Below are 20,498 nucleotides of genomic sequence, written 5' to 3' on the forward strand. Positions count from 1 at the left end.
AAACCTTGTTGATCTAAGTTGTGGCTACCTTTATTACTTGCGGTTTTGTTAGTGCTAATTGGGTGTTGTTCATGGAAAAAATCTACTCCGTCATAACAAGTTGAATTGGTGTTAAACAAACCAAATACCATCGCGTTATAATGATCAATGATCAGATCGGCCATGCCCGCTACTTGTGCGCCCACAATACCTAAGCTATCGTATTTGATAATATCGCGATCCACTTTTATTGTGCTTTCCCAATTCTTTTTAGTAATGGTATAGCCATAGCCCTCAATGCTTTTTAATGTTCGCTCTCCAGTCCATTCACGCATACTAGGCAAAGTTGCAAGCCAGCGGTATTCTACCGTCATAGTGCCTGCCTGCACCTGTAATGCCACTTGTTCATACAACTTAGGTTTACTCTCAAGCGCGCGGGCAAACACGCCATTAAGGCTTTTACTCACTTGAGCTAACACTTGGGGGGTTAATTCCATGTTTTTCCTTTTATTGAAATTTAAGCCTAGTTTAGCGCGGCTTAAATTTGTGTTTTGCTTTTCTGTGCATAGTAGATTAAGCTATGATCCTCTAAATAGCCGCTATATTTAAGATTAAAGGTTACAAATCCACTTTTTATATCTGCCTCTAGGCTATTAATAGAAAAATAAGTACGCTTATTAATTAAGATCGCCATGTCCCACTCATACAGCGCGCTAACTATGCCTAAAGCATCTACAATCACCACACTAAAATAGGCATTATCTATATAAGGCATAGTTAATGGGTTAAGATCGCTAGTTACTTTATAAGTCGTATCCCACTGCACTTGGCGTACTTCTTTGGCTTGGCTTTCTAATAACAAAATCTCTTTAGAAAGTTGGTTAAATTGCCTTAAAAAGTCTAGCCGATAAGGCTTTAGCGTGTTTTTATTTAAAATCATGTGAGCTCCTCTAATTCTAAATCAAGATTAGCATGCGCTCTATCTAAAAAGTTAGCATCAATGGCGCGCAAGAGTCCGAAAAACTGCAAAGACTCATAAGCGTTTGAAAGAATAAAAATACTAGGCACACTTTTAAGATTAATGAGTAATTCAAGGGTTTTATCTAATTCTTTTAAGTCTAGTAAAAGCGAATATTTATAGGTTTTGCGCCTAAGTCCGGGTATAATATTGATATTGCCTTGATCGTCATTTTCAATCTTGCTAAAATCCTCTAAAGAGATAGAGCCTTTATACAAAGTTTGGCCAATTTCAACCATTTCACCGCAAAAAATCACACCCACAGAAATAAGGGAAGTATTTCCCTGATTGTTACAAAATTGTACATTCCACTTAATTACGCCGGTTTGTGGGATTATGATTCGCTCTAATAAACGCGCCCCAGTGGCAAAAAAATAGCTCTCTAAATTATCAAGTTCAACATCATAAGTATAAAAAATTTCATTATAAAAGCAATGATCGCCCTCAAACCCGCGCACAATAATATAATCACATTCAAAATTAGCCATGTAAAGCCAGCCATTGCTCAAAAATTCTATTTCAATGTTGCTTTTAGAGATGCCAGCTGTATTAATCGCGCTATCAAAGGGCGCCATGACATTATCCGCCCCAATTTGTTTAAAATCTGTAGCAAAATCCGGCGGGTTACTAATTTTTTCACACTCATAGATCACATTATCCACCCAAACCCGATCGCCGATGTTATAATCTTTTTCTTTATCATAGCGCGGGGTCTCATCTATTAATGTGTTTTTAAGAATTTCAATTTTTGATCTAATTAATACTTGCATTTGCACTCATTCTTAAGTCTAGCTCTTTTAGTCATATTCTTTACTGACAAGTCCTCAACTACTACCAACTCAAACTTTTCAGAAAGTTCGCTGATAATTTTGTGGTATCTATCCTCCTTTTGAGATTTAGATTTAGTAAAAATAGCGTTCAAAGAATTTTGGCATTTGTAAAAATTCCTCCCTAGTTTTATTTTAGCTTGCTTGGATTTTAAAAGTCTTTTGCTCTGTTTCCTTTGTAGTCTTTTAAAGGCAGCGTCGTACTTAGCAGTGCTGAAAGCCTTAGAATGTGTGGGGATAAGAGTCCCATTACTCAAGGCAATTGTCTTTATATTTAAATCCAAACCTATGGCTTTATCTTGGTGGCTCAAAGTCTTTAAGGGAGTAATGTCTTTCTGGTATTCTATGTTAAAACTCACAAAATAGCGCTCATTCAAACAAGAGAAGGTAATCTGTTTGATAGAACAATCTTTAGGCAAATCCCTAGACCAACGCACCTTGAAATCTTGATACATCAATCTTAAAATGCTTATTTTTGTCTTTGATAGAGTAGCCTTGATTATTCCAATTAAAACTTTGTTTGGCAATCTTGGAGTTTTTGAATCTAGGAAAGCCTCTATCCTTAAGAGTTAAAGCACTCAAGAGTGCTCTTTGGGCATTGATACGACTCTGTTGTGCCACTACACTAGAGAAACTCAAATCTCTTTGTTTTGGATGAAACCTGATTTTTGTGTCTAAGATACTAGAGTTTAACCATTGTCTTTGGCTTTTTTCTAGAGTCTTGTTAGTGTTGTATTGTTCTTGTTGTAAGTTTAAGCAGATATTATAGGCCTGGTTGTAAATGAAAAAATGGTGTTTAAGGAGTGTCTTTTGCTCTTGTGAGGGGCGATTTACACTTGCAGGCCTATAATAGCGTTAGCTAAAATCTCACTGCTCAACTTAGATTGACTGCCAGAAGTTCTAAACAACATTGTAGTATTGATTAAAAGTAATCTAACTGGACATGGTAGAATTTTATCCATTGCTTTAAGCTAAAATACCTTAGAATTTATTTCTGTTACAAAAGGGCGAAGAGATAGACAATCTACCCCACTCTATATTAGGGCTATACATGGATTCTAAGGAGCAAGACCTCCTCAAAGAGCAACTTTTCCACGAATTGTATTTAAAAATCCAAGAGAATCAAGCCAAATTAGAACAAGAAATGGCTAGTAAGATTGAAAGTTTGGCTTTATCACACCTAGATTTAAATAGTATATTTCGGATTGAAAGGCGTAATAGCGCTATGGCCTATAAACTTGTGGTGCTATTAAGTCTAATTAGTTTAGCTCTAACCGTTGCATTAATTATTCTCTTGCCGCTAAAACAAACCCAGCACCATTTTATTGACTTTGCTAACCAAGATAAACACTATGCCATTATCCAAAGAGCCGATGCTAATTTAGCTAGTAATGAAGCTTTAGTGCGCTCACTAGTAGGCCAATACATTTTAAACCGTGAATCCATTAACCACATTGACGATCAGAGTCGCTATGAGGTGGTTCGTTTACAAAGTAACGCGCAAGTTTGGCATGTTTTTGAAAGCCTAGTTGCCTCTAAAAATAGCATTTACACCGCCCCTAAAATGGATCGCGATATTCATATTATCAATATTGCCTTGCTTAAACGCTCTAAGAATCAAAACATCGCCCATGTACAAATTGTGGCTAAACTCTTTGATGCGGGGCAATTAATCCAGCAAAAGCGCTATAACATCGTGCTTAGCTTTACTTTCTTGCCCCCACCCTCTTTTGATACGACTATGATGCCTAAAAACCCGACTGGTTTTCAAGTTAGCCGCTACAGCGTAACTGAAATGCAAGACCTTAAAACCCTCAAACCCTAAAAATCTACGCTAATTCCTCTTTTAATAAAGTATTAACCATAGCCGGATTAGCATTTTTTAGATTTTTAAGCACCTGCCCAACAAAAAACCCTAAAAGTTTTTCTTTACCGCCTTTATAATCCTTCACCTTATCCGGGTTAGCCTCTAAAACCGTCTTAATGGTCTTTAAAATCACCTCTTGATCGCCCATTTGGGCTAATCCGCGCTGCGCAATAATCTGCTCAATATCTGCTATACAAGCCCTTTTTAGTTGCATAAGCGCATCTAAAATTTCCTTACCAGCCTTGCCTGAAATGTGCTTACTATCAATTAAGCGCACCAAATGGGCTAAAACTTGAGATTCTATAGGGCTATCTTGCAAACTCTGCTCGCCTTGCAAACGGCCTAAAAGTTCTACACTTAGCCAAGTAAAACTCCCCTTAGCGCTAGCCCCCTGCTCTAACATCGCCTCAAAATAACTAGCCATTTCTAAACTACTCACTAAAATATCAGCCTCCTCAGCTTTAAGCCCTAAATCTCTGATATAGCGCTCTTTTTTGGCTTCGGGGAGTTCTTTAATGTTTTGTGCCTCTTTTAAAAGTTCTGCTGGGATAAAAAGGGGCTTGAGATCGGGATCGGGGAAGTAACGATAATCTGCTGAGCCCTCTTTATTGCGCATGGATTGGGTGATGCCTTTGGCTGTATCAAATAAACGGGTTTCCTGCACCACCTCTTTTTCATAAGTCCCGCGCTCAAAGGCCTCTATCTGGCGCGCCACCTCATAATCAATGGCCTTTTGGATAAATTTAAAGCTATTGAGATTTTTAATCTCTACGCGCGTATAGAGTTTTTCCTCACCCTTAGGGCGAATAGAGACATTAGCATCGCATCTAAAATTACCCTCTTGCATATTGCCATCACAAATATCTAAAAAACACACAATACTATGCAATTTTTTAAGATAGCTAATTGCCTCGCTACTGCTGCGCATATCCGGGCAACTCACAATTTCTAAAAGCGGGGTACCTGCGCGGTTTAAGTCTACTTGTGAATACTGTGGGCTATGGATATTCTTCCCCGCATCTTCTTCTAAATGCGCCCGCTGTATAGCAATGCGTTTAATGCCTGCCTCTGTTTGAATATCTAAATACCCACAACTTACAATGGGCAATTCAAACTGAGAAATCTGATAAGCCTTAGGCAAATCAGGATAAAAATAGTTTTTACGCGCAAAAACACTATTTTGATTAATCGTTGCATTAATTGCTGTGCCAAAGGCGATGGCCTTTCTTACCGCCTCAATATTTAACACAGGCAAAGCCCCGGGCAGCCCTAAACACACGGGGCAGGTGTTGCTATTAGGGGCGTCTTTAAAGCTAGTAGGGCAGGAGCAAAATATTTTACTCTTGGTATTAAGCTGGGCGTGTACTTCTAACCCGATAATGGTTTCAAACATGGATTTCCTTATTTTAAAGATAAAGACATTTTACCACGCGCTATTTAACTTACTTTTAGGCGCACAACATGGCATAATGCGCTTATGCTATTTTCCATTTTTGCGGTTTTAATGCATGTCTATTAAAGAGGCGGTTGTTTTGCTTAACATGGGCGGGCCTAATAATCTAGCTGAGGTTAAGCTTTTCCTTAAAAACATGTTTGCCGATCCCTATATCCTCTCTTTTAAAAACCCTCTTTTGCGCAAAATTCTAGGGAGTTTTATTGTCAAAAACCGTCTACAAAAAGCCCAAGATATTTACAAACACATCGGTAATAAATCCCCCATTAACGATCTTAGCGCTAGGCTTACAAATTGTCTTAATACTTTAGATACAAACCGCCACTATACCTATGCTATGCGCTACACCCCTCCCTTTACCTCTATGGTTTTTAACGAATTAATCCAACAAGGTTTTAATTCTTTAGTGCTTTTTTCTATGTATCCTCAATATTCCACCACCACCACACAATCCTCTTTGCAAGAGGCTTTAAAAGCCCTAGAAACTTTGCATTTTTATCCTAATTTGCGCATTATTAATCGCTTTTATACCCACCCGCTTTATAACAAGGCCATTATTCAAAGCATCGCTAGGACCTTGCAAAATAGATCTGCAAAAGATTTTGTTTTAATTTTCTCTGTACATGGCTTGCCTGAGAGTGTGATCAAAGAGGGCGATCCTTACCAAGCCGAATGTTTACACCATGTAAGCCTTTTAAAGCGCTTGCTACTGCCCTTTAAATTTAAACATATTGAAATTGCCTACCAATCTAAAGTAGGGCCTTTAAAGTGGCTTGAACCTAGCACTGAGAGCATGATAGAACAACACCGGCGTAATAAAATTCTTATTTATCCTTTAGCCTTTAGCATTGATAATTCTGAAACCCTTTTTGAGTTACAGATTCAATATAAATTAGAGGCGCTGCGCTTGGCCGTGCCTGAATATTTAGTTTGTCCCTGTTTAAATGATGATTCTCTCTTTGCTAAGGCGATTTTAGAACTTGTACAAAACGCCCCGCCCCTAAGCCAAGATTTTAAGACAAAAGGCTACAATGTCTGCTTTAATCCACACCAAGAGGCTTTTAAATGCGTATAATTCTTTATTTTACTTTACCGCTTTTGTTATTTCATTTTAGTTTGGCTTCTGATGATTCGATTGATGAGAGCATGATTTCCTCAGGGGCGATCTCTCCAAAAAGTACGCTAGAGACAAGCAATAACTTAGATAAGCAAAGTTATGCCGGGCTAGAAGATGTTTTCCAAGATACCCGTATTATTAGCCCCCATGGCAAACATATGCTACTTATTTTTAGCAAAAATGGCTGTTCGTACTGCGAATTGCTCAAACAAGACTTAAAACACTATGCAGAGCTTAAAAACTACATCAAAACACACTTTAGCGCTTACTATATCAACACCAGCTATAGTAAAATGCATGATTTTAAAATCGGTACGCCTGAAAAACCCCGCGAATTAAAAGTACCCACCTCTGAGCTTGCCCAGATGTATGAGGTTAATTCCACGCCCACCATTGTTTTAGCCGACTCCACCGGTAAAACTATCTACGAACTCCCCGGTTACATGCCCCATGTCCAATTTTTAGCGGTTTTAGAATTTGTGGGCAATAATCTTTATCAGGGCATTAACGATGATAAAGTCTTTATCCAAAAACTACGCGCCTATATCCTCAAAAAAACAAGAGAATCTAAACATGCAAGTTAGACAAATCTTTGCATTCTTCTTTGGTTCTTTTTGGGTAGCCATTCCCCTTATTGTTGTATACGCCACCGCTTGTGCTATGGCCACCTTTATAGAAAATGATTATGGTACTCCTGCTAGCCGCGCTATTATTTATAACACTTGGTGGTTTAGCGCTTTGCATGTGTATTTGTTAATTGTGCTGATTGGCACGATGATCACTTCTAAAGCATGGCAAAGAAAGCGCTATATTAGTTTATTTTTCCATAGTTCGCTAGTGCTTATCATTTTAGGCGCGGGAGTAACGCGCTTTTTTGGCTTTGAGGCGACCATGCATATCCGTCAAGATCAAAGTAGTGATCGTATCCGAACAACGGATAGCTATTTAAATCTTAGTGTGCAAAGAAAAGATAGCCCCCCTTTGCATTTTTCGCTTAAAACTCCCCTCTCGCCCTTTTCTAAACATCTCCCTAATACTGAGGTTATGGTCTATGGTAAAACTCTACTCTTAGAACCCTTAAGTGTGCGCAAAATGACTCCAAATAAAAAAGATAACCGCGCCCTTTTAACAATTAAGCTAAGTTTTAATGGAGAAAGCCAAGTACTACACATCATAGGCGGGCATGAGATAGAAAGCCAAGATGCACAAGCAACTATTCAAGATTTACAAATTCGCCTTAATTGGGGTGTTTCAGAGCGTACACTACCCTTTAAATTGCATTTAAAACGCTTTGAATTAGAGCGCTACCCCGGTTCTATGAGCCCCTCTTCTTATGCCTCTGAAGTAGAGATTTTAGGCGTAAATGGCAAGGTGATTAAACCCTATAGAATTTTTATGAACCATGTTTTAGATTATGGCGGGTATCGTTTTTTCCAATCCTCCTACGATCAAGACGAAAAGGGCACTATTCTTTCAGTTAATCGCGATCCGGGTAAAAACATCACCTATGCAGGCTATGCCATGCTCATGCTAGGCGCGCTTTTGTTGCTTTTTAACAAAGATGGGCGTTTCCAAAAACTCTCGCGCTTTTTAAAGACCCAGCAAGTAGCCGGGATTTTATTAGCCCTTTTTCTAGGGTTTGGCTCTTATGCGCGTGCGCAGCAAGGCAAAATTGACATGCACGGGGGCAAGGAAGTTAAAACCCCTGTAGAAAACATGGCTAAGGTACAACCTAGTACAACGGCTCAAAGAAATACGCAGATTATTACGCGCATGAAAAATCTTAAAGCCCACTCTAAAGGCCAATTAGAAAGATTTGGCCGTTTGCAAATACAAGGCTTTGAGGGACGCATTAAACCCTTAGATACGCTTAGCATGGAACTTATCCATAAAATCACCCACCAAGATGGCTTTAAAGGCATGGATAATTTACAGGTGATGCTTGGCATGATGCTCTATCCAGATGATTATAAAAGCATTAAAATGATCTACACCTCCACGCCTAAATTGCGCACAATGATAGGTGTCCCTGCTAACCAAAGGCGGGTGGCTTTTTTAGATCTTTTTGGGCCCCATGGTTATAAACTCCAAAACTATGTAGAGGAAATCAACCAAAAAGCCCCTAAAGATCGCGATGAATTTGATAAAGATGTGTTAAAAGTTGATGAGCGCATTAATCTAGTCTACATGATTTTTAGCGGCTCAATTTTAAAGATTTTCCCCACCCATAAAGGCCAAATTTGGCTCGATCCAGAGGACGCGATTAAAAGTAACGATGCAACTTTAACCAAAGAGGCCACCCATTTTTTGCGCGCTTTATTTGTGGGCTTTGATGCGGGTGTGGATACGAATAAATGGCAAGCGGTTAATAAAACCTTAGAAGAGCTAGATGCCTATCAAAAAGCCCATAGCAATCTTTATTTGCCCGCCTCCAGAATTAACTCTGAAATCTTTTTAAACCACAGCAATTTTTTTCATTTCCTAATGGCCCCTTATTTATTGCTAGGTGTGTTTTTATTGGTTGTGGTTTTAGTCGCCACCTTTAAAAATAAACCTGTAAATATTTGGCTACACCGCGGTTTTTACACTGTGCTTTTGCTTTGCACACTAGCGCATACAGTTGGTTTATTATTAAGGTGGTATGTGAGTGGGCATTCCCCTTGGAGTAATGCTTATGAGTCTATGCTTTATATTTCATGGGCATCTACTTTGGCAGGTTTGATCTTGCGCTCTAATTTAGCCCTATGTGCTTCTAGCTTTTTAGCCGGCACAGCGCTATTTGTAGCCCATTTAGGTTTTATGGACCCCCAAATTAGTAATCTTGTACCCGTGCTTAAATCCTATTGGCTTAATATCCATGTCTCTATCATCACGGCTAGTTATGGCTTTTTAGGTTTATGCTTTATTTTAGGGTTACTCACTTTGCTTTTATTCTTGCTTAGAAGCCCTAAGAGATCACACATTGATCAAACCATTCTCTCCCTTAGTGCGATTAATGAAATGGGAATGATCATGGGGCTTTTAATGCTAACTGTGGGTAATTTTTTAGGCGGGGTGTGGGCTAATGAATCTTGGGGGCGCTATTGGGGTTGGGACCCTAAGGAAACTTGGGCGCTTATTTCTATTGCGGTTTATGCGGTGATCTTGCACTTGCGCTTTTTGCGCTTTGATTACATGCCCTATGTCTTTGCGAGTGCTAGCGTACTAGGCTTTTACTCTATTTTAATGACTTATTTTGGGGTTAATTACTACCTCTCAGGCATGCACAGCTATGCAGCAGGCGATCCTTTACCCATTCCTGCTTTTCTTTACCCCTTTGTGGCCTCTACTTTTGCGCTTGTAATTTTGGCTGGATTTAAACGAAAACTAGTCATGGCTAAGATTTAGTCTTGACTTTTAGCTATTTTCACACTACAATAGCCTTTTTCTCATTTTAAGCTTTAGTTCTCCCTAGCGAGGCTTGTAGTTGTTCAATCATCAGAAGAAGATAAGGATTTTAATGGCAGATCACCCTAAGCAAAAGACCCATACCCCTGTGAGTGGTTATCGCATTGAGGAGTTGCGCGCAAAACCCACAGAAAAACTGTTAGAAATTGCCAACGAACTAAGAGTAGAAAACCCGCAGGAATTCAAACGACAAGATTTGATGTTTGAAATCCTTAAAAATCAAGTGAGTCAGGGGGGTTATATTCTCTTCACAGGCATTTTAGAAACAGCGAACGAGGGTTATGGATTTTTGCGCGGGCTAGATGGGAGTTTTTCAGATAACCAAAACGATACTTATGTAAGCCACTCCCAAATTAAACGCTTTGCGTTGAGAAACGGCGATATTGTAACCGGCCAAGTACGCGCCCCAAGAGATCAAGAAAAATACTATGCCTTGCTTAAAATTGAAGCGGTTAATTACCTCCCCTTAGATGAAATTAGAAACCGCCCGCTTTTTGACAACCTCACCCCGCTTTTCCCCACAGAACAGCTTAAATTAGAGTATGAACCTAATAAGGTAACCGGACGCATTCTTGATCTGTTTAGCCCAATGGGTAAGGGACAGCGCGCGCTTATTGTAGCCCCGCCAAGAACGGGCAAAACCGAACTCATGAAAGAACTTGCCCATGGGATTGCACATAACCACCCTGAGGTTGAACTCTTGATTTTACTAGTAGATGAGCGCCCCGAGGAAGTAACCGACATGCAAAGAAGTGTGAAGGGGCAGGTGTTTAGCTCTACTTTTGATTTGCCCTCAGCTAATCATATCCGCATTGCTGAATTAGTGCTAGAGCGGGCTAAGCGCAAAGTAGAAATGGGAAAAGATGTGGTGATTTTATTAGATTCTATTACAAGGCTTGCACGGGCTTATAATGCTATCACACCCTCAAGCGGGAAAGTTTTAAGCGGGGGCGTAGATGCCAATGCCTTACATAAACCCAAGCGCTTTTTTGGGGCGGCACGCAATATTGAAGAGGGGGGGAGTTTAACTATCATCGCTACAGCTCTTATTGAAACAGGATCGCGCATGGACGAGGTGATCTTTGAGGAATTTAAAGGTACGGGTAATAGCGAAATTGTACTAGCCAGAAGCATTTCAGATAGGCGTATTTATCCGGCCTTTGATGTGCTTAAATCCGGCACGCGTAAGGATAATATTTTGTTAGGCAAAGATACGCTTACTAAGGTTTGGGTGCTTAGAAATGTGATGCAACAAATGGATGATGTAGAGGCGCTTAATTTCATTTACTCTAAAATGCAAACCACTAAGGATAATCAAGAATTTTTAAGGCTCATGCAGGAAGGGTCTTGAGGATCGGGGTTTTTGATAGCGGGGTGGGCGGGCTAAGTGTCCTTGAGAGCCTGCTTAAAGCCCGCCTTTTTGATCACATTATTTATTATGGCGATACGGCACGCGTACCCTATGGCCCTAAAGATCCGGCCACTATCCAAAAATTTTCTTTAGAAGCTTTAGATTTTTTCAAACCTTATCAAATTGACATGCTTATCGTGGCTTGTAATAGCGTGAGTGCGTGGGCTTTGCCACAGATGCGCAATCAAAGTACAATCCCTATTGTAGGGGTGATAGAGGCTGGGGTGTTATCCGTTCTTAAAAAAACTTCTCAAAACCAGCCCATTTTAATATTAGGAACTAAAGCCACTATTGCCTCAAATCGCTATGAAAAAGAATTAGGTACACATGGTTATAAAAATGTGCAAAGTTTAGCCACAGGGTTATTTGTGCCCTTAATTGAAGAGGGGGTTTTAGAAGGCCCGCTTTTAGAGGCTTGCATGCTGTATTATTTTAAGGATTTAAAGCGCGCGCCTTGTGTGGTGGTTTTGGGCTGTACGCATTTTCCTTGGATTGTTTCAAGTTTGAAGGGTTATTTTTTAAAGCGCTTTGAAAACCCTTGTGAGTTTGTTCACTCCGGCGAGGCCATTGTAGAGTATTTGCAAGAAAAATATAAACTCATATCAAGAAATCAAGAAAGTAATTTAGAACTCTTTGCAAGCGGAGATGTTAGTCTTTTAAAACAATTAGCCCATTCTTTAAAATCAAAACAAATAGGCGTAGGAAGCCAGCCAGTAGTAAAAATCCATGCTTAAGAATTTATTATTAACCGCGTTAATTTTGCCAAAAGGAATCTTCACCCCTAACTCTACGCGGTGTTGTTTGTCTATGGTGCTACCAAACCCCACATCTAAAACCCCATTATAGCCCATGAAACTACGGTTATCTGTAGAGCTCACTAAAGTATGTGCCCCTTGAAAATAGCCTAGCCCCACCCCTATATAAGTGCCAAAGGCGTATTTAGATTTGTGGTAAAAATCATTGACCATATCTACATGTAAGCCTACAAAAGAGGAAACTAGCGTATTAAAGGCGGTGGGTTTAATAGCCATGAGATATTCAATTTGACCTCTTAAGGAAATATAGGGGTTAAAATTGCGCTGATAGCCCCCCTTAAGCCCCCAGACAAAGGAATTAATCCAAGATTCTTCATTGGTGCGATAGGTAGCAAAGCCCGTTGTAGCCCCGATAAAAATTTGATTTTTAATTAAGGGCTCTGGCTTGTTTTTACTAGCTGCTATTAAAGCGCTAGCTAGCAATAAAGCGCTAAACAGCCCTCTCATTTGCTACCTGTGGAATTGGAGGGTTATCCTCTTTGGATTTGGATTTAGCCCCTAAAGATTTAATTGGCTTGTTATCCTGATAGAATTTTTTAAGCTTATCATCAATGGGCGCAATGAGCCGGTAGAAAATAGGCACTACAAGCAAGCTAAGTAAAGTTGAGACAATAAGCCCGCCACTCATAGCAATGCCAATAGGGGCTTTCATCGCCGAACCTTGTCCTGTAGCTAAAGCTAAGGGCAACATGCCAAAAACCATAGCAATGGTGGTCATCAAAATAGGGCGCAAACGCGATTCGCCTGCTAAAATAACAGCCTGCTCAATGCCATACCCTTCTTTGCGCTTTTCTTTGGCAATATCAATAATTAAAGTGGCATTTTTACCCACCATTCCGATAAGCAAAATCAAGCCCATTAAAGAGAACATGCTCATAGGTTGGTGGACTAAACCAAGCGCAAAGAAAGCCCCTGAAAAGCTAAGCGGCATGGTGATCATAATGATCAAAGGCTCAAGAATAGACTCATAGAGTGCGGCTAAGATCATGTAAATGAGAATAAAGGCTGTAGAAATAGCCGTTCCAAAGGCAACGCTGTTTTCTTGGACTCTTTCTGATTGTCCTGTAAAAGCAAAGAAAACATTTTTTACAAGCCACTTATCTTTATGCGCCCTAACTTGGTTTAAAAGATCGCCCAAACTCGCCCCCCCAGCAGGTCTAGCTAAAACGGTAACACTGCGCTGGCGGTTGTAGCGGGTGATATTAGCTGGGACTTTACGCGTAATGATTTGAACTAGCCCATCTAAAAACATCAATTTACCATCTTTATTTTTAACCTGAATGCGCTTGATGTCCTCTTCGCTCATCTTTTTATTAGAGGGTACGCGGATAATGATGTCATATTCCATGCCATGCTCTTTAAAATAACTCACACGGTTAGACCCTGAAAAAGCATTGTTAATTACTGAGGCAATACTTTGGGCAGTTACGCCGTATTTAATCGTGGCTGCACGCAAAACCCGTAACTGAAACTGGGTTTGATAATCTGAGGTGTTGGTGTGATAACCGGCTACTTTGCCCTTAAGTTCCGGGCTTTCTAATAAGAATTTTCGTAGGTTTTCCACGGTTTGATCCACAAGTTTTTGATCAGAGGAATAAATATAAACCTGAAAAGCAGCGTTATCCCCACCCCCAATAAGGGGAACTTCACTTGCATTAATAGAAACTAAATCTTTGGCTTCAGGTAGGGCGCGTAGTTTGTTGCGCATCTCTTCCATGATCACAAATTGGTTACGCTTGTGGTGTTCTTTAAGTTGGACATAAAATTTACCCTTAAAGGTGCTTTGGATATTCCCATAACCTATTTGCATAGAATCAAACTCTACATCTGGATCGGCATCAATGACTCGTTGTAAGGCTTTCATTTTTTGCAACATATGCTGTAAACTAATATCTGTATCTGCTTTCACCCAGATATAAAACCTACCCCGATCCTCTTGGAGTATAAATTCCATTCCTAGTTTGCTAGCTACGCGTACAGAACTAACAAAAATCCCGGCCACTAGTAACAAAATAATGAGCTTGTGGTTTAAAATCCAACCTAAAAGTTTGGCGTAGAGTTTGTCCATTTTTTGGAAGAAGGGCTCAGTGAAGTTATAAAACGCGGATTGTTTGGAATTAACTAAAATAGAGCTAAGCATAGGAATAACCGTAACCACTACGATATAAGAAATCGCAATAGCTAGCGCCACTGTAATCCCAAAGCTTTTAAAAAAGCGCCCCGACATGCCTGTCATACTACCCACAGGGATAAACACGGATAAGAGCATAGCCGAGATAGCGATAATAGCAAAGGCAATTTCATGCACGCCTTCATAGCTAGCCGTCTTTTTATCCATGCCTGATTCAAGCTTTTTATGGATATTTTCAATCACCACGATCGCATCATCAATAATAATCCCAATAGAAAGGGTAAGAGCAACCATAGTGAGCATGTTTAAAGAAAAGCCCATCCAGTTAACAAGGGCAAAAGTTCCCATGATGGAAATAGGGATACTCATCGCTGAAACAAAGGTAATTGAAAAGCTACGCAAAAACATAAACACCACAGAAACGGCTAAAATCCCGCCTAAAATCAAGTCAAATTTAACATCTTCAATAGAGTGGCGGGTGTAGCTTGTGGTGTCTAAAAAGGGGCGTATATTATAGCCTGGGCTAGCTGCGCGCATGGCATCCATTTCTTTATAAATGGCATCTACAATTTTAATTTCATTAGCCCCAGCGATTTTTTGCACTTCTAATACAATGCCGGGTTCATTCCCATAACTAGCGTAAGTAATATCTGTATCAATGCCCTTTTCAATAGTAGCAATATCGCCAAGCCGGACATTGCTTCCAATCTGGATATTGGCAATATCGCTAAGTTTGTAACTATTACCATCTACTAAAATCGCATAATTCCTAGTCTTACTAATGATCTTGCCCCCGTCCATTTCAAGGTTTTGGGTATTAAGGGTGTTGTAAAGATCATTAAAAGTTAGCCCGTATTTGTTCAAAAGGGTTGGATCGGCATAGATACGGATTTGTTTTTCCTGATAGCCATTAAGCTGGACATTTCCCACGCCCTCAACCTTTTGTAGCATGGGTTTGATCACATTTTTAGCATGATCGTTAAGTTCGGCTAAGCTTTGGGTTTTGCTGCTTAAAAAGATTGAAAGAATGGCCTGCCCGCTAGTATCTACTTTATCAACGGTGGGTTTTCTAATATTAGTATCATTAAAAGTAACAGAGGAAACCTTGTTAATCACATCATTAACCGCCACTGTGATAGGTTTTTCAAGCACAAATTCAATCGTAACCACACTGACATTAAGCGCGCTATTAGAAGTTACCTTTTTGATTCCATCAATCTCCATTACGGCTTCTTCAATCTTATCTGTTACCTTACTCTCAACAATGTCTGCGCTTGCCCCGGGGTATTGGGTTTTAACCACCACAATAGGATAATCCACATTGGGAAAGAGCGCTACGCTAATTTTCTTTAAGGCCATAGTCCCAAAGAAAACAATCATGAGCGCAAACATCAAAGTTGTAATGGGTCTTTCAATTGCTATTTTATACATGGCTACTGGATAAACCCATCCCCAAAAGTGCCCGGTACAAGAGAACTATTAGCCGGCAAAAGCGCCTCAGCGCTTACTTTGCGGGTACTTGCATCAATGGTAGGGTAAATTTTAGTGATGCGTACGCGTCTTTTCTCAGGTTTGCCATCAATGCTATAAATAAAAGTATCTCCTACTTTTACTTCGGGTAAGTATTTAGAGTCAAATTGCAAGACAATTTTAGATCGATGGCTAACTAGTCTAAATAACACCGTGCTATTAGCACTCATTCCATCGCCTAACTCAATATTTTTACTCGCAATCACCCCATCAAAGGGCGCTCTTAAAATTGTCTTTTCTACAATTGAATCAGCATAATTGCGATCAAAGCCTAATTTCTTATAATTAGAATAATAACTATCTAAGGTGTTTCTATCAATGGCTCTTCCAATTTTTTGGTAGCGCTCATATTGCTTTTGGGCAAAGTCATACTGCTGGATAATGGAAGCAACCTGCGATCTTTTATCCCTATTGTATAAAGTTAAGAGAATATCCCCTTTTTTGACCTTACTACCCACATCTACATAGATCGCATCTACAATCCCTGCAGAATCTAAAGTTAAGTTAGCATCTTGGAGGGCAAGTACATCAAAAACGGCATACACTTCTTTAGCACTAAGCCCTATCACCAATGAAAAGATCATTAAAAGTATTTTCATCTTTCTCCCTTAGCGTACATAATTTTGGATTTCATGCCCACTATAAAAAATATAGTTGGCCTTTTGCATTTCGTAGTTATTTAGCGATTGGTTATAAACCACTTCTGCATCAAAACGAGTCCTTAAAGCCCTAAGATAGGTGGTAAAATCCACCAAATTAGCCGCATACCTTCTTTTAATGCTATCATAAGAAATAGTGGCTGATTTTAAACTAGCCTCTGAGCTGCGGATTCGATCCATAGCCATGTATATAGATCTGCGATAAAGCTCCTCATCTTTTTGTTGCTCCATTTTTTTATACATGAGGGTTTTTTCCTGTGATAGTTGGTTTAAGCGCACATATTGTTTTTGTAAACTCAACCCAATATCGCTTAAAATATTCAAACCCACCACAATCCCTACAGTGTTTTGTTGTTGTGGGAACAAGTTTCCAAATCTATTATCCTTACCACGGGCAAATGCCGGTTTTTGGATATAGTATTGCCAGTCATCATTAATATCCACCGTAGGGTAGTAGTTGAGTGCCTTATTTTGATAACTAATTGCTGTAATTTGTTCTCTAAGGGCGCGTAGATCTGCTCGTTCTCTGAGTGCAAAAGAGGGTTGGAGAATAGTAGTACGGCGCAAAGAGTGGATTTTACTATTAGTCAAGTATTCTAAAGTCAAGCGGTTTTGCTCAATAGAAAACTGTATATTAGTAATATCATTCTCGCTTAATGCGCTTTGTGCTTTAGCACTCTCTAATTCATCAATGGCTACCAAACCCTGATCGTATAACCGTCTAATGCGTTTAAGATTAGACTGTAACTCGGCTAATCTTTCTTTATAGGCCACTAGTTGTGCCATGTTGTTAAAATATTGGTAATACTGCTGTACCACTTGTAAATAAATGCTTTGCTTGGTGTATTCCATATTAGCACTACTAGAACGGTAAGAAGCCGCTTGTTGTTTAACGCCATTAACATCGCTAAAACCATTAAACAAATTTAAGGTTAGATTTGTGTTGAGTAACTGCATGCTATAGTTAGGATAAAAAGGCGTGTTTCTGTCGCGGTGGTTAAAGGTGTAATTGCTGCTTAAAGTTGGCAAAAACTTAGCCTTAGCAATGGCGTGGTTTTTAAGCGCTTGTGCTACCTGTAACCTTGCGGCTTGGAGTGAGTAGTTGTTATTAGCATTTTTAATTAAATCTGCCAAACTTAGCGCATTCCCCTCTGTAGAAGCAAAATTATGATCTTCTAACCTTTCTAATCGTTTTAAATTAAGGTTAAAATCTTCTTCAGGCTGGGGTTGATACCTTTGGAGCTCTAAAGCCTGCAAGTGCAAACAAGTCAAGCAAGCTAAAAGAGCCCCCCATGCTCTCTTTTTATATGAATGTAAACTCATCGCAAACTCCATATTTTGTTGTTATCTAAATTGCTGTAATTATTAAATAATGTGGTGTCCTTGGCGGGATTTGAACCCACGGCCTTACGATTAGGAATCATACGCTCTATCCAACTGAGCTACAAGGACCCTTCATAAGACTAACCAAATGGCCTAAAGTTGTAGAAAGCACAACTCTAGGGGATAAAACTTAAAGTTACTTCTTCTTACTAGACTTTGTACCTTTGCTAGATTTTTCAGAAGATACGATGTCTTTTAAGACCTTGCCGGGCTTAAATTTAGGCACCATTTTATCTTTAGTCATGTAAGTTTTATCACTCCCGGGTACTTTCCCACTCTTGCCCTTTTGTAAAGCCACTTCAAATTTACCAAACCCCACTAATTCCACACTTTCATGGGTGCTAAGGGCTTTTTGTACGGCCCTAACAAACCCATCTAGGGCAAACTCTGCATCTTTTCTGCTATCAAAGGACCCTGCCTCTTTCATCAATTCTACAAACTCTGCTTTTTTCATTGATAATCCTTTCAAGTTGTTCTGTATTGGCTATAAGGAGGACGCATTATACTACAAAAACCCAAAAAACCCATAAATCTAGCCAATCCACACTCCATTAAAACTTATTAAAAAATAGGCATAGGCTTAAGAGCCCTACAAGCTACCTATTTGTATGATAATTTTTAGTTAAATTATAAGGGGCGTTATTGTTACAAATAGCTATCAATGGGACAGGTAGGATTGGTTTGTGTGCAAGCCGTATTGTGGGTAGCAGGGAGGATATAAAACTAGTAGCCCTTAATTCTACCTGTGATACCCCTACTTTAATCCACCTTTTGCGTTTTGACTCTTTGCACAGACCCTCCCTCCCTATAGAAATGCTAGATACAGATTATATACGCATTGGAAACAGCCAACGGGTGCGTGTCTTCCATGAAAGAGATCCGGCTAAACTTAACTTTAACCCCGCAACTTTAGTTTTAGAATGCACAGGGCAATTTAACGATTTAGAACTCTCTAAAATCCACCTTAAAAATGGAGTAAGACAAGTTATTATCTCTGCCCCAGCTAAAAATACGCCTACTTTTGTTTATGGAGTGAATCACACAAATTATACCGGCCAATCTGTGATCTCTAATGCCTCTTGTACCACTAATGCCCTAGCTCCTTTACTCCATGTTTTAGATAATCAATTTGGTTTAGAACATGCCCTTATGACAACTATTCATAGCTACACTAACGATCAAAATCTCTTAGATTCTAAACATAAAGACCTACGCCGTGCCCGCGCTGCAGCGCTTAATATTATTCCTACCACTACAGGTGTGAGCAAGGCCATTGCTTTAATTTTGCCCCATCTTAAAGATAAGATCAGTGGTTTAGCTTTGCGCGTACCTACCCCAGATGTTAGCCTTGTAGATTTAAGTTTTGATACCCGTTTAGATTTAAATTTAAATACCCTCCATACTTGTTTACAAGAGGCTAGCCAAACCTACCTACAAGGTATCTTAGGCATTGATTTAGACAAACGGGTTTCTAGCGATTTTATCGGATCGCCCTTTAGTGCTATCTACATTTTAGATCAAAGCCTAGTTTTAGGTAAGCGCCATGCCAAAATCCTCGCTTGGTATGATAATGAAATGGGCTATAGCCATAGGTTAGTGGATTTAGCTCTATATATTCATTCTAAAGGAAGCGCATGCTAGCTGGTATTAAAAAAATGCAAGAGGTATTAGGAATCCAAGATGTGGATTTACAAGATAAAAGGGTGCTTATCCGTGTAGATTTTAATGTCCCCTTAGATAAAAACCTAAATATCACAGAAGATACTAGAATGCGCGAGAGTATCCCTACGATTAACTATTGCATGGATAATGGGGCAAAATCAGTTGTTTTAGTAGGGCATCTAGGACGCCCTGAGGCTAAGATAGAGGGGCAAAGAGAGGAGAGATTTTCCTTTAGCCACCTGCTTAAACGACTTGAACGGCTTTTAAATAAGGAAGTGTTATTTGCCAATTCGCCCAAAGAGGCTAAACAACTTTTAGATACCCAAGATCGTCCCATTATTCTAGTGGAGAATCTGCGTTTTTATAAAGGCGAGAAAAATAACGATCCAGCCTTTGCTAAGGAATTAGCCGCTTTGTGTGATATTTATGTCAACGATGCCTTTGGTACAAGTCATCGCAAACACGCTAGTACTTATGGCATCGCTGCCTTTGTACCCCTTAAAGTAGCCGGCTTTTTACTTAAAAAAGAGATTAATTCCTTTGCTAAGGCTTTGGCTAACCCTTTAAGACCCGTGCTTTTAATTGTTGGCGGGGCTAAGGTGAGCTCTAAACTTACCCTTTTACATAACATTTTAGAGCGGGTGGATAAAATTATCATCGGTGGGGCGATGAGTAATACCTTTTTAAAGGCGCTAGGGTATGATATGCAGGCCTCTTTAGTGGAGGAGGATTTAATTGAAGAGGCTTTAGGGGTTTTAAAGAAGGCTAAAGAGCGAGGTGTTCGGGTTTATTTGCCTGTAGATGTGGTGAGTAGTACGCATTTAGAACACACCGATCAAGTACAAATCACCCCCGCGCAAGATATTGCACTTAATCATATGACTGTAGATATTGGCCCGGCTACTTCTAAACTCTTTTCTTTAGTGATCCAACAAAGCCAAACCATTATTTGGAATGGCCCACTTGGGGTTTATGAAGTGCCCCTTTTTAGCCGCGGATCGTTTCAAATCGCCCATAGTATTTCTAATACCTATGCCTACTCTTTAATAGGCGGGGGCGATACTATTGATGTGTTAACCCGTGCGGGGTATAAAGATAGCGTGAGTTTTATCTCTACTGGCGGGGGGGCGAGTTTGGAACTTTTAGAGGGCAAAATTTTAGTTGCCTTTGAGGTGCTTGATCGCAAATAGGAGGCAGGC

At 39.7% G+C, this 20,498-nt stretch carries 17 protein-coding genes, 1 tRNA gene and 1 pseudogene; 8 read left to right on the forward strand and 11 right to left on the reverse strand.

What is annotated here, in order from left to right; genetic code table 11:
- The 4 genes and pseudogenes from G6Q00_RS06720 to G6Q00_RS08815 form a co-directional block, all read right to left on the reverse strand.
- Positions 1 to 476, reverse strand: a 476-nt coding sequence (locus G6Q00_RS06720) for a Mu-like prophage major head subunit gpT family protein (RefSeq protein WP_205426560.1), incomplete at its 3' end; no start/stop codon positions are given.
- Between the two features lie 41 nt (positions 477 to 517).
- Complete coding sequence (locus G6Q00_RS06725) at positions 518 to 919, reverse strand: hypothetical protein (RefSeq protein WP_163532533.1); 402 nt, start codon at positions 917 to 919, stop codon at positions 518 to 520.
- On the reverse strand, positions 916 to 1,767 hold the full coding sequence (locus G6Q00_RS06730) for a hypothetical protein (protein ID WP_163532534.1): 852 nt from the start codon (positions 1,765 to 1,767) through the stop codon (positions 916 to 918). The genes G6Q00_RS06725 and G6Q00_RS06730 overlap by 4 nt, the downstream gene beginning before the upstream one ends.
- A gap of 8 nt (positions 1,768 to 1,775) precedes the next feature.
- Positions 1,776 to 2,607 (reverse strand): annotated as a pseudogene (locus G6Q00_RS08815) (RNA-guided endonuclease InsQ/TnpB family protein); the annotation flags it as partial.
- A gap of 268 nt (positions 2,608 to 2,875) precedes the next feature.
- On the opposite strand from G6Q00_RS08815, the gene G6Q00_RS06740 reads away from it, so the two are divergent.
- On the forward strand, positions 2,876 to 3,649 hold the full coding sequence (locus tag G6Q00_RS06740) for a type IV secretion system protein (protein ID WP_163532535.1): 774 nt from the start codon (positions 2,876 to 2,878) through the stop codon (positions 3,647 to 3,649).
- A 4-nt stretch (positions 3,650 to 3,653) separates the two neighbouring features.
- Here the strand turns inward: G6Q00_RS06740 and gatB are convergent, their stop codons facing one another.
- A complete protein-coding gene (gene gatB / locus G6Q00_RS06745) occupies positions 3,654 to 5,084 on the reverse strand; it encodes an Asp-tRNA(Asn)/Glu-tRNA(Gln) amidotransferase subunit GatB (protein WP_205426561.1) in 1,431 nt (476 codons plus the stop codon).
- A 115-nt stretch (positions 5,085 to 5,199) separates the two neighbouring features.
- Here gatB and hemH point away from each other — a divergent pair, with 115 nt between their 5' ends.
- From hemH to murI, 5 genes are all read left to right on the forward strand, one after another.
- Positions 5,200 to 6,219, forward strand: a complete 1,020-nt coding sequence (hemH, locus tag G6Q00_RS06750; RefSeq protein WP_163532536.1) for a ferrochelatase — start codon at positions 5,200 to 5,202, stop codon at positions 6,217 to 6,219.
- The gene (locus tag G6Q00_RS06755) at positions 6,210 to 6,845 is read left to right on the forward strand and encodes a SoxW family protein (RefSeq protein WP_163532537.1); all 636 of its coding nucleotides are present in this window, start codon (positions 6,210 to 6,212) and stop codon (positions 6,843 to 6,845) included. Before hemH ends, G6Q00_RS06755 begins: the two co-directional genes overlap by 10 nt.
- Complete coding sequence (ccsA, locus tag G6Q00_RS06760; protein WP_205426562.1) at positions 6,835 to 9,648, forward strand: cytochrome c biogenesis protein; 2,814 nt, start codon at positions 6,835 to 6,837, stop codon at positions 9,646 to 9,648. The genes G6Q00_RS06755 and ccsA overlap by 11 nt, the downstream gene beginning before the upstream one ends.
- A 112-nt stretch (positions 9,649 to 9,760) precedes the next feature.
- Positions 9,761 to 11,059 (forward strand): transcription termination factor Rho, encoded by a 1,299-nt coding sequence (gene rho, locus G6Q00_RS06765; RefSeq protein WP_163532538.1) that lies wholly within the window; start codon positions 9,761 to 9,763, stop codon positions 11,057 to 11,059.
- Positions 11,056 to 11,853, forward strand: a complete 798-nt coding sequence (gene murI, locus G6Q00_RS06770; protein WP_205426563.1) for a glutamate racemase — start codon at positions 11,056 to 11,058, stop codon at positions 11,851 to 11,853. Before rho ends, murI begins: the two co-directional genes overlap by 4 nt.
- On the opposite strand, the gene G6Q00_RS06775 is transcribed toward murI, so the two are convergent.
- The 6 genes from G6Q00_RS06775 to G6Q00_RS06800 all read right to left on the reverse strand — a co-directional run bounded on the left by G6Q00_RS06775 (position 11,803) and on the right by G6Q00_RS06800 (position 18,091).
- Positions 11,803 to 12,381 carry an outer membrane beta-barrel protein gene (locus G6Q00_RS06775; protein ID WP_163532539.1) on the reverse strand — a complete coding sequence of 193 codons (579 nt, stop codon included), beginning with the start codon at positions 12,379 to 12,381 and terminating at the stop codon, positions 11,803 to 11,805. The genes murI and G6Q00_RS06775 overlap by 51 nt on opposite strands.
- On the reverse strand, positions 12,365 to 15,496 hold the full coding sequence (locus tag G6Q00_RS06780) for an efflux RND transporter permease subunit (RefSeq protein WP_163532540.1): 3,132 nt from the start codon (positions 15,494 to 15,496) through the stop codon (positions 12,365 to 12,367). The genes G6Q00_RS06775 and G6Q00_RS06780 overlap by 17 nt, the downstream gene beginning before the upstream one ends.
- 2 nt (positions 15,497 to 15,498) lie before the next feature.
- Positions 15,499 to 16,194 (reverse strand): efflux RND transporter periplasmic adaptor subunit, encoded by a 696-nt coding sequence (locus tag G6Q00_RS06785; protein ID WP_163532541.1) that lies wholly within the window; start codon positions 16,192 to 16,194, stop codon positions 15,499 to 15,501.
- Between the two features lie 9 nt (positions 16,195 to 16,203).
- Positions 16,204 to 17,577 carry a TolC family protein gene (locus tag G6Q00_RS06790; protein ID WP_240329474.1) on the reverse strand — a complete coding sequence of 458 codons (1,374 nt, stop codon included), beginning with the start codon at positions 17,575 to 17,577 and terminating at the stop codon, positions 16,204 to 16,206.
- Between the two features lie 52 nt (positions 17,578 to 17,629).
- Positions 17,630 to 17,706: transfer RNA gene (locus tag G6Q00_RS06795), tRNA-Arg, on the reverse strand.
- Between the two features lie 67 nt (positions 17,707 to 17,773).
- Positions 17,774 to 18,091 (reverse strand): HU family DNA-binding protein, encoded by a 318-nt coding sequence (locus tag G6Q00_RS06800; RefSeq protein ID WP_006564422.1) that lies wholly within the window; start codon positions 18,089 to 18,091, stop codon positions 17,774 to 17,776.
- A gap of 188 nt (positions 18,092 to 18,279) precedes the next feature.
- Here G6Q00_RS06800 and G6Q00_RS06805 point away from each other — a divergent pair, with 188 nt between their 5' ends.
- Entirely contained in the window at positions 18,280 to 19,278 is a 999-nt protein-coding gene (locus G6Q00_RS06805; protein ID WP_163532542.1) for a type I glyceraldehyde-3-phosphate dehydrogenase, read from the forward strand.
- Positions 19,272 to 20,489: a phosphoglycerate kinase gene (locus G6Q00_RS06810; RefSeq protein ID WP_163532543.1), complete on the forward strand. Its 1,218-nt coding sequence runs from the start codon at positions 19,272 to 19,274 to the stop codon at positions 20,487 to 20,489. Before G6Q00_RS06805 ends, G6Q00_RS06810 begins: the two co-directional genes overlap by 7 nt.
- The last annotated feature ends 9 nt before the right edge of the window (positions 20,490 to 20,498 follow it).

The organism is Helicobacter suis, assembly GCF_902196125.1.
Classification (GTDB): domain Bacteria; phylum Campylobacterota; class Campylobacteria; order Campylobacterales; family Helicobacteraceae; genus Helicobacter; species Helicobacter suis_B.

Excerpts from the sequence above, each read along its gene's own strand:
- hemH (WP_163532536.1), top strand. The coding sequence starts at position 5,200 with ATGTCTATTAAAGAGGCGGTTGTTTTGCTTAACATGGGCGGGCCTAAT.
- G6Q00_RS06780 (WP_163532540.1), bottom strand. The coding sequence starts at position 15,496 with ATGTATAAAATAGCAATTGAAAGACCCATTACAACTTTGATGTTTGCG.
- gatB (WP_205426561.1), bottom strand. The coding sequence starts at position 5,084 with ATGTTTGAAACCATTATCGGGTTAGAAGTACACGCCCAGCTTAATACC.
- G6Q00_RS06785 (WP_163532541.1), bottom strand. The coding sequence starts at position 16,194 with ATGAAAATACTTTTAATGATCTTTTCATTGGTGATAGGGCTTAGTGCT.
- G6Q00_RS06800 (WP_006564422.1), bottom strand. The coding sequence starts at position 18,091 with ATGAAAAAAGCAGAGTTTGTAGAATTGATGAAAGAGGCAGGGTCCTTT.
- G6Q00_RS06790 (WP_240329474.1), bottom strand. The coding sequence starts at position 17,577 with ATGAGTTTACATTCATATAAAAAGAGAGCATGGGGGGCTCTTTTAGCT.
- G6Q00_RS06725 (WP_163532533.1), bottom strand. The coding sequence starts at position 919 with ATGATTTTAAATAAAAACACGCTAAAGCCTTATCGGCTAGACTTTTTA.
- G6Q00_RS06810 (WP_163532543.1), top strand. The coding sequence starts at position 19,272 with ATGCTAGCTGGTATTAAAAAAATGCAAGAGGTATTAGGAATCCAAGAT.
- G6Q00_RS06740 (WP_163532535.1), top strand. The coding sequence starts at position 2,876 with ATGGATTCTAAGGAGCAAGACCTCCTCAAAGAGCAACTTTTCCACGAA.
- G6Q00_RS06775 (WP_163532539.1), bottom strand. The coding sequence starts at position 12,381 with ATGAGAGGGCTGTTTAGCGCTTTATTGCTAGCTAGCGCTTTAATAGCA.
- ccsA (WP_205426562.1), top strand. The coding sequence starts at position 6,835 with ATGCAAGTTAGACAAATCTTTGCATTCTTCTTTGGTTCTTTTTGGGTA.
- rho (WP_163532538.1), top strand. The coding sequence starts at position 9,761 with ATGGCAGATCACCCTAAGCAAAAGACCCATACCCCTGTGAGTGGTTAT.
- G6Q00_RS06755 (WP_163532537.1), top strand. The coding sequence starts at position 6,210 with ATGCGTATAATTCTTTATTTTACTTTACCGCTTTTGTTATTTCATTTT.
- G6Q00_RS06730 (WP_163532534.1), bottom strand. The coding sequence starts at position 1,767 with ATGCAAGTATTAATTAGATCAAAAATTGAAATTCTTAAAAACACATTA.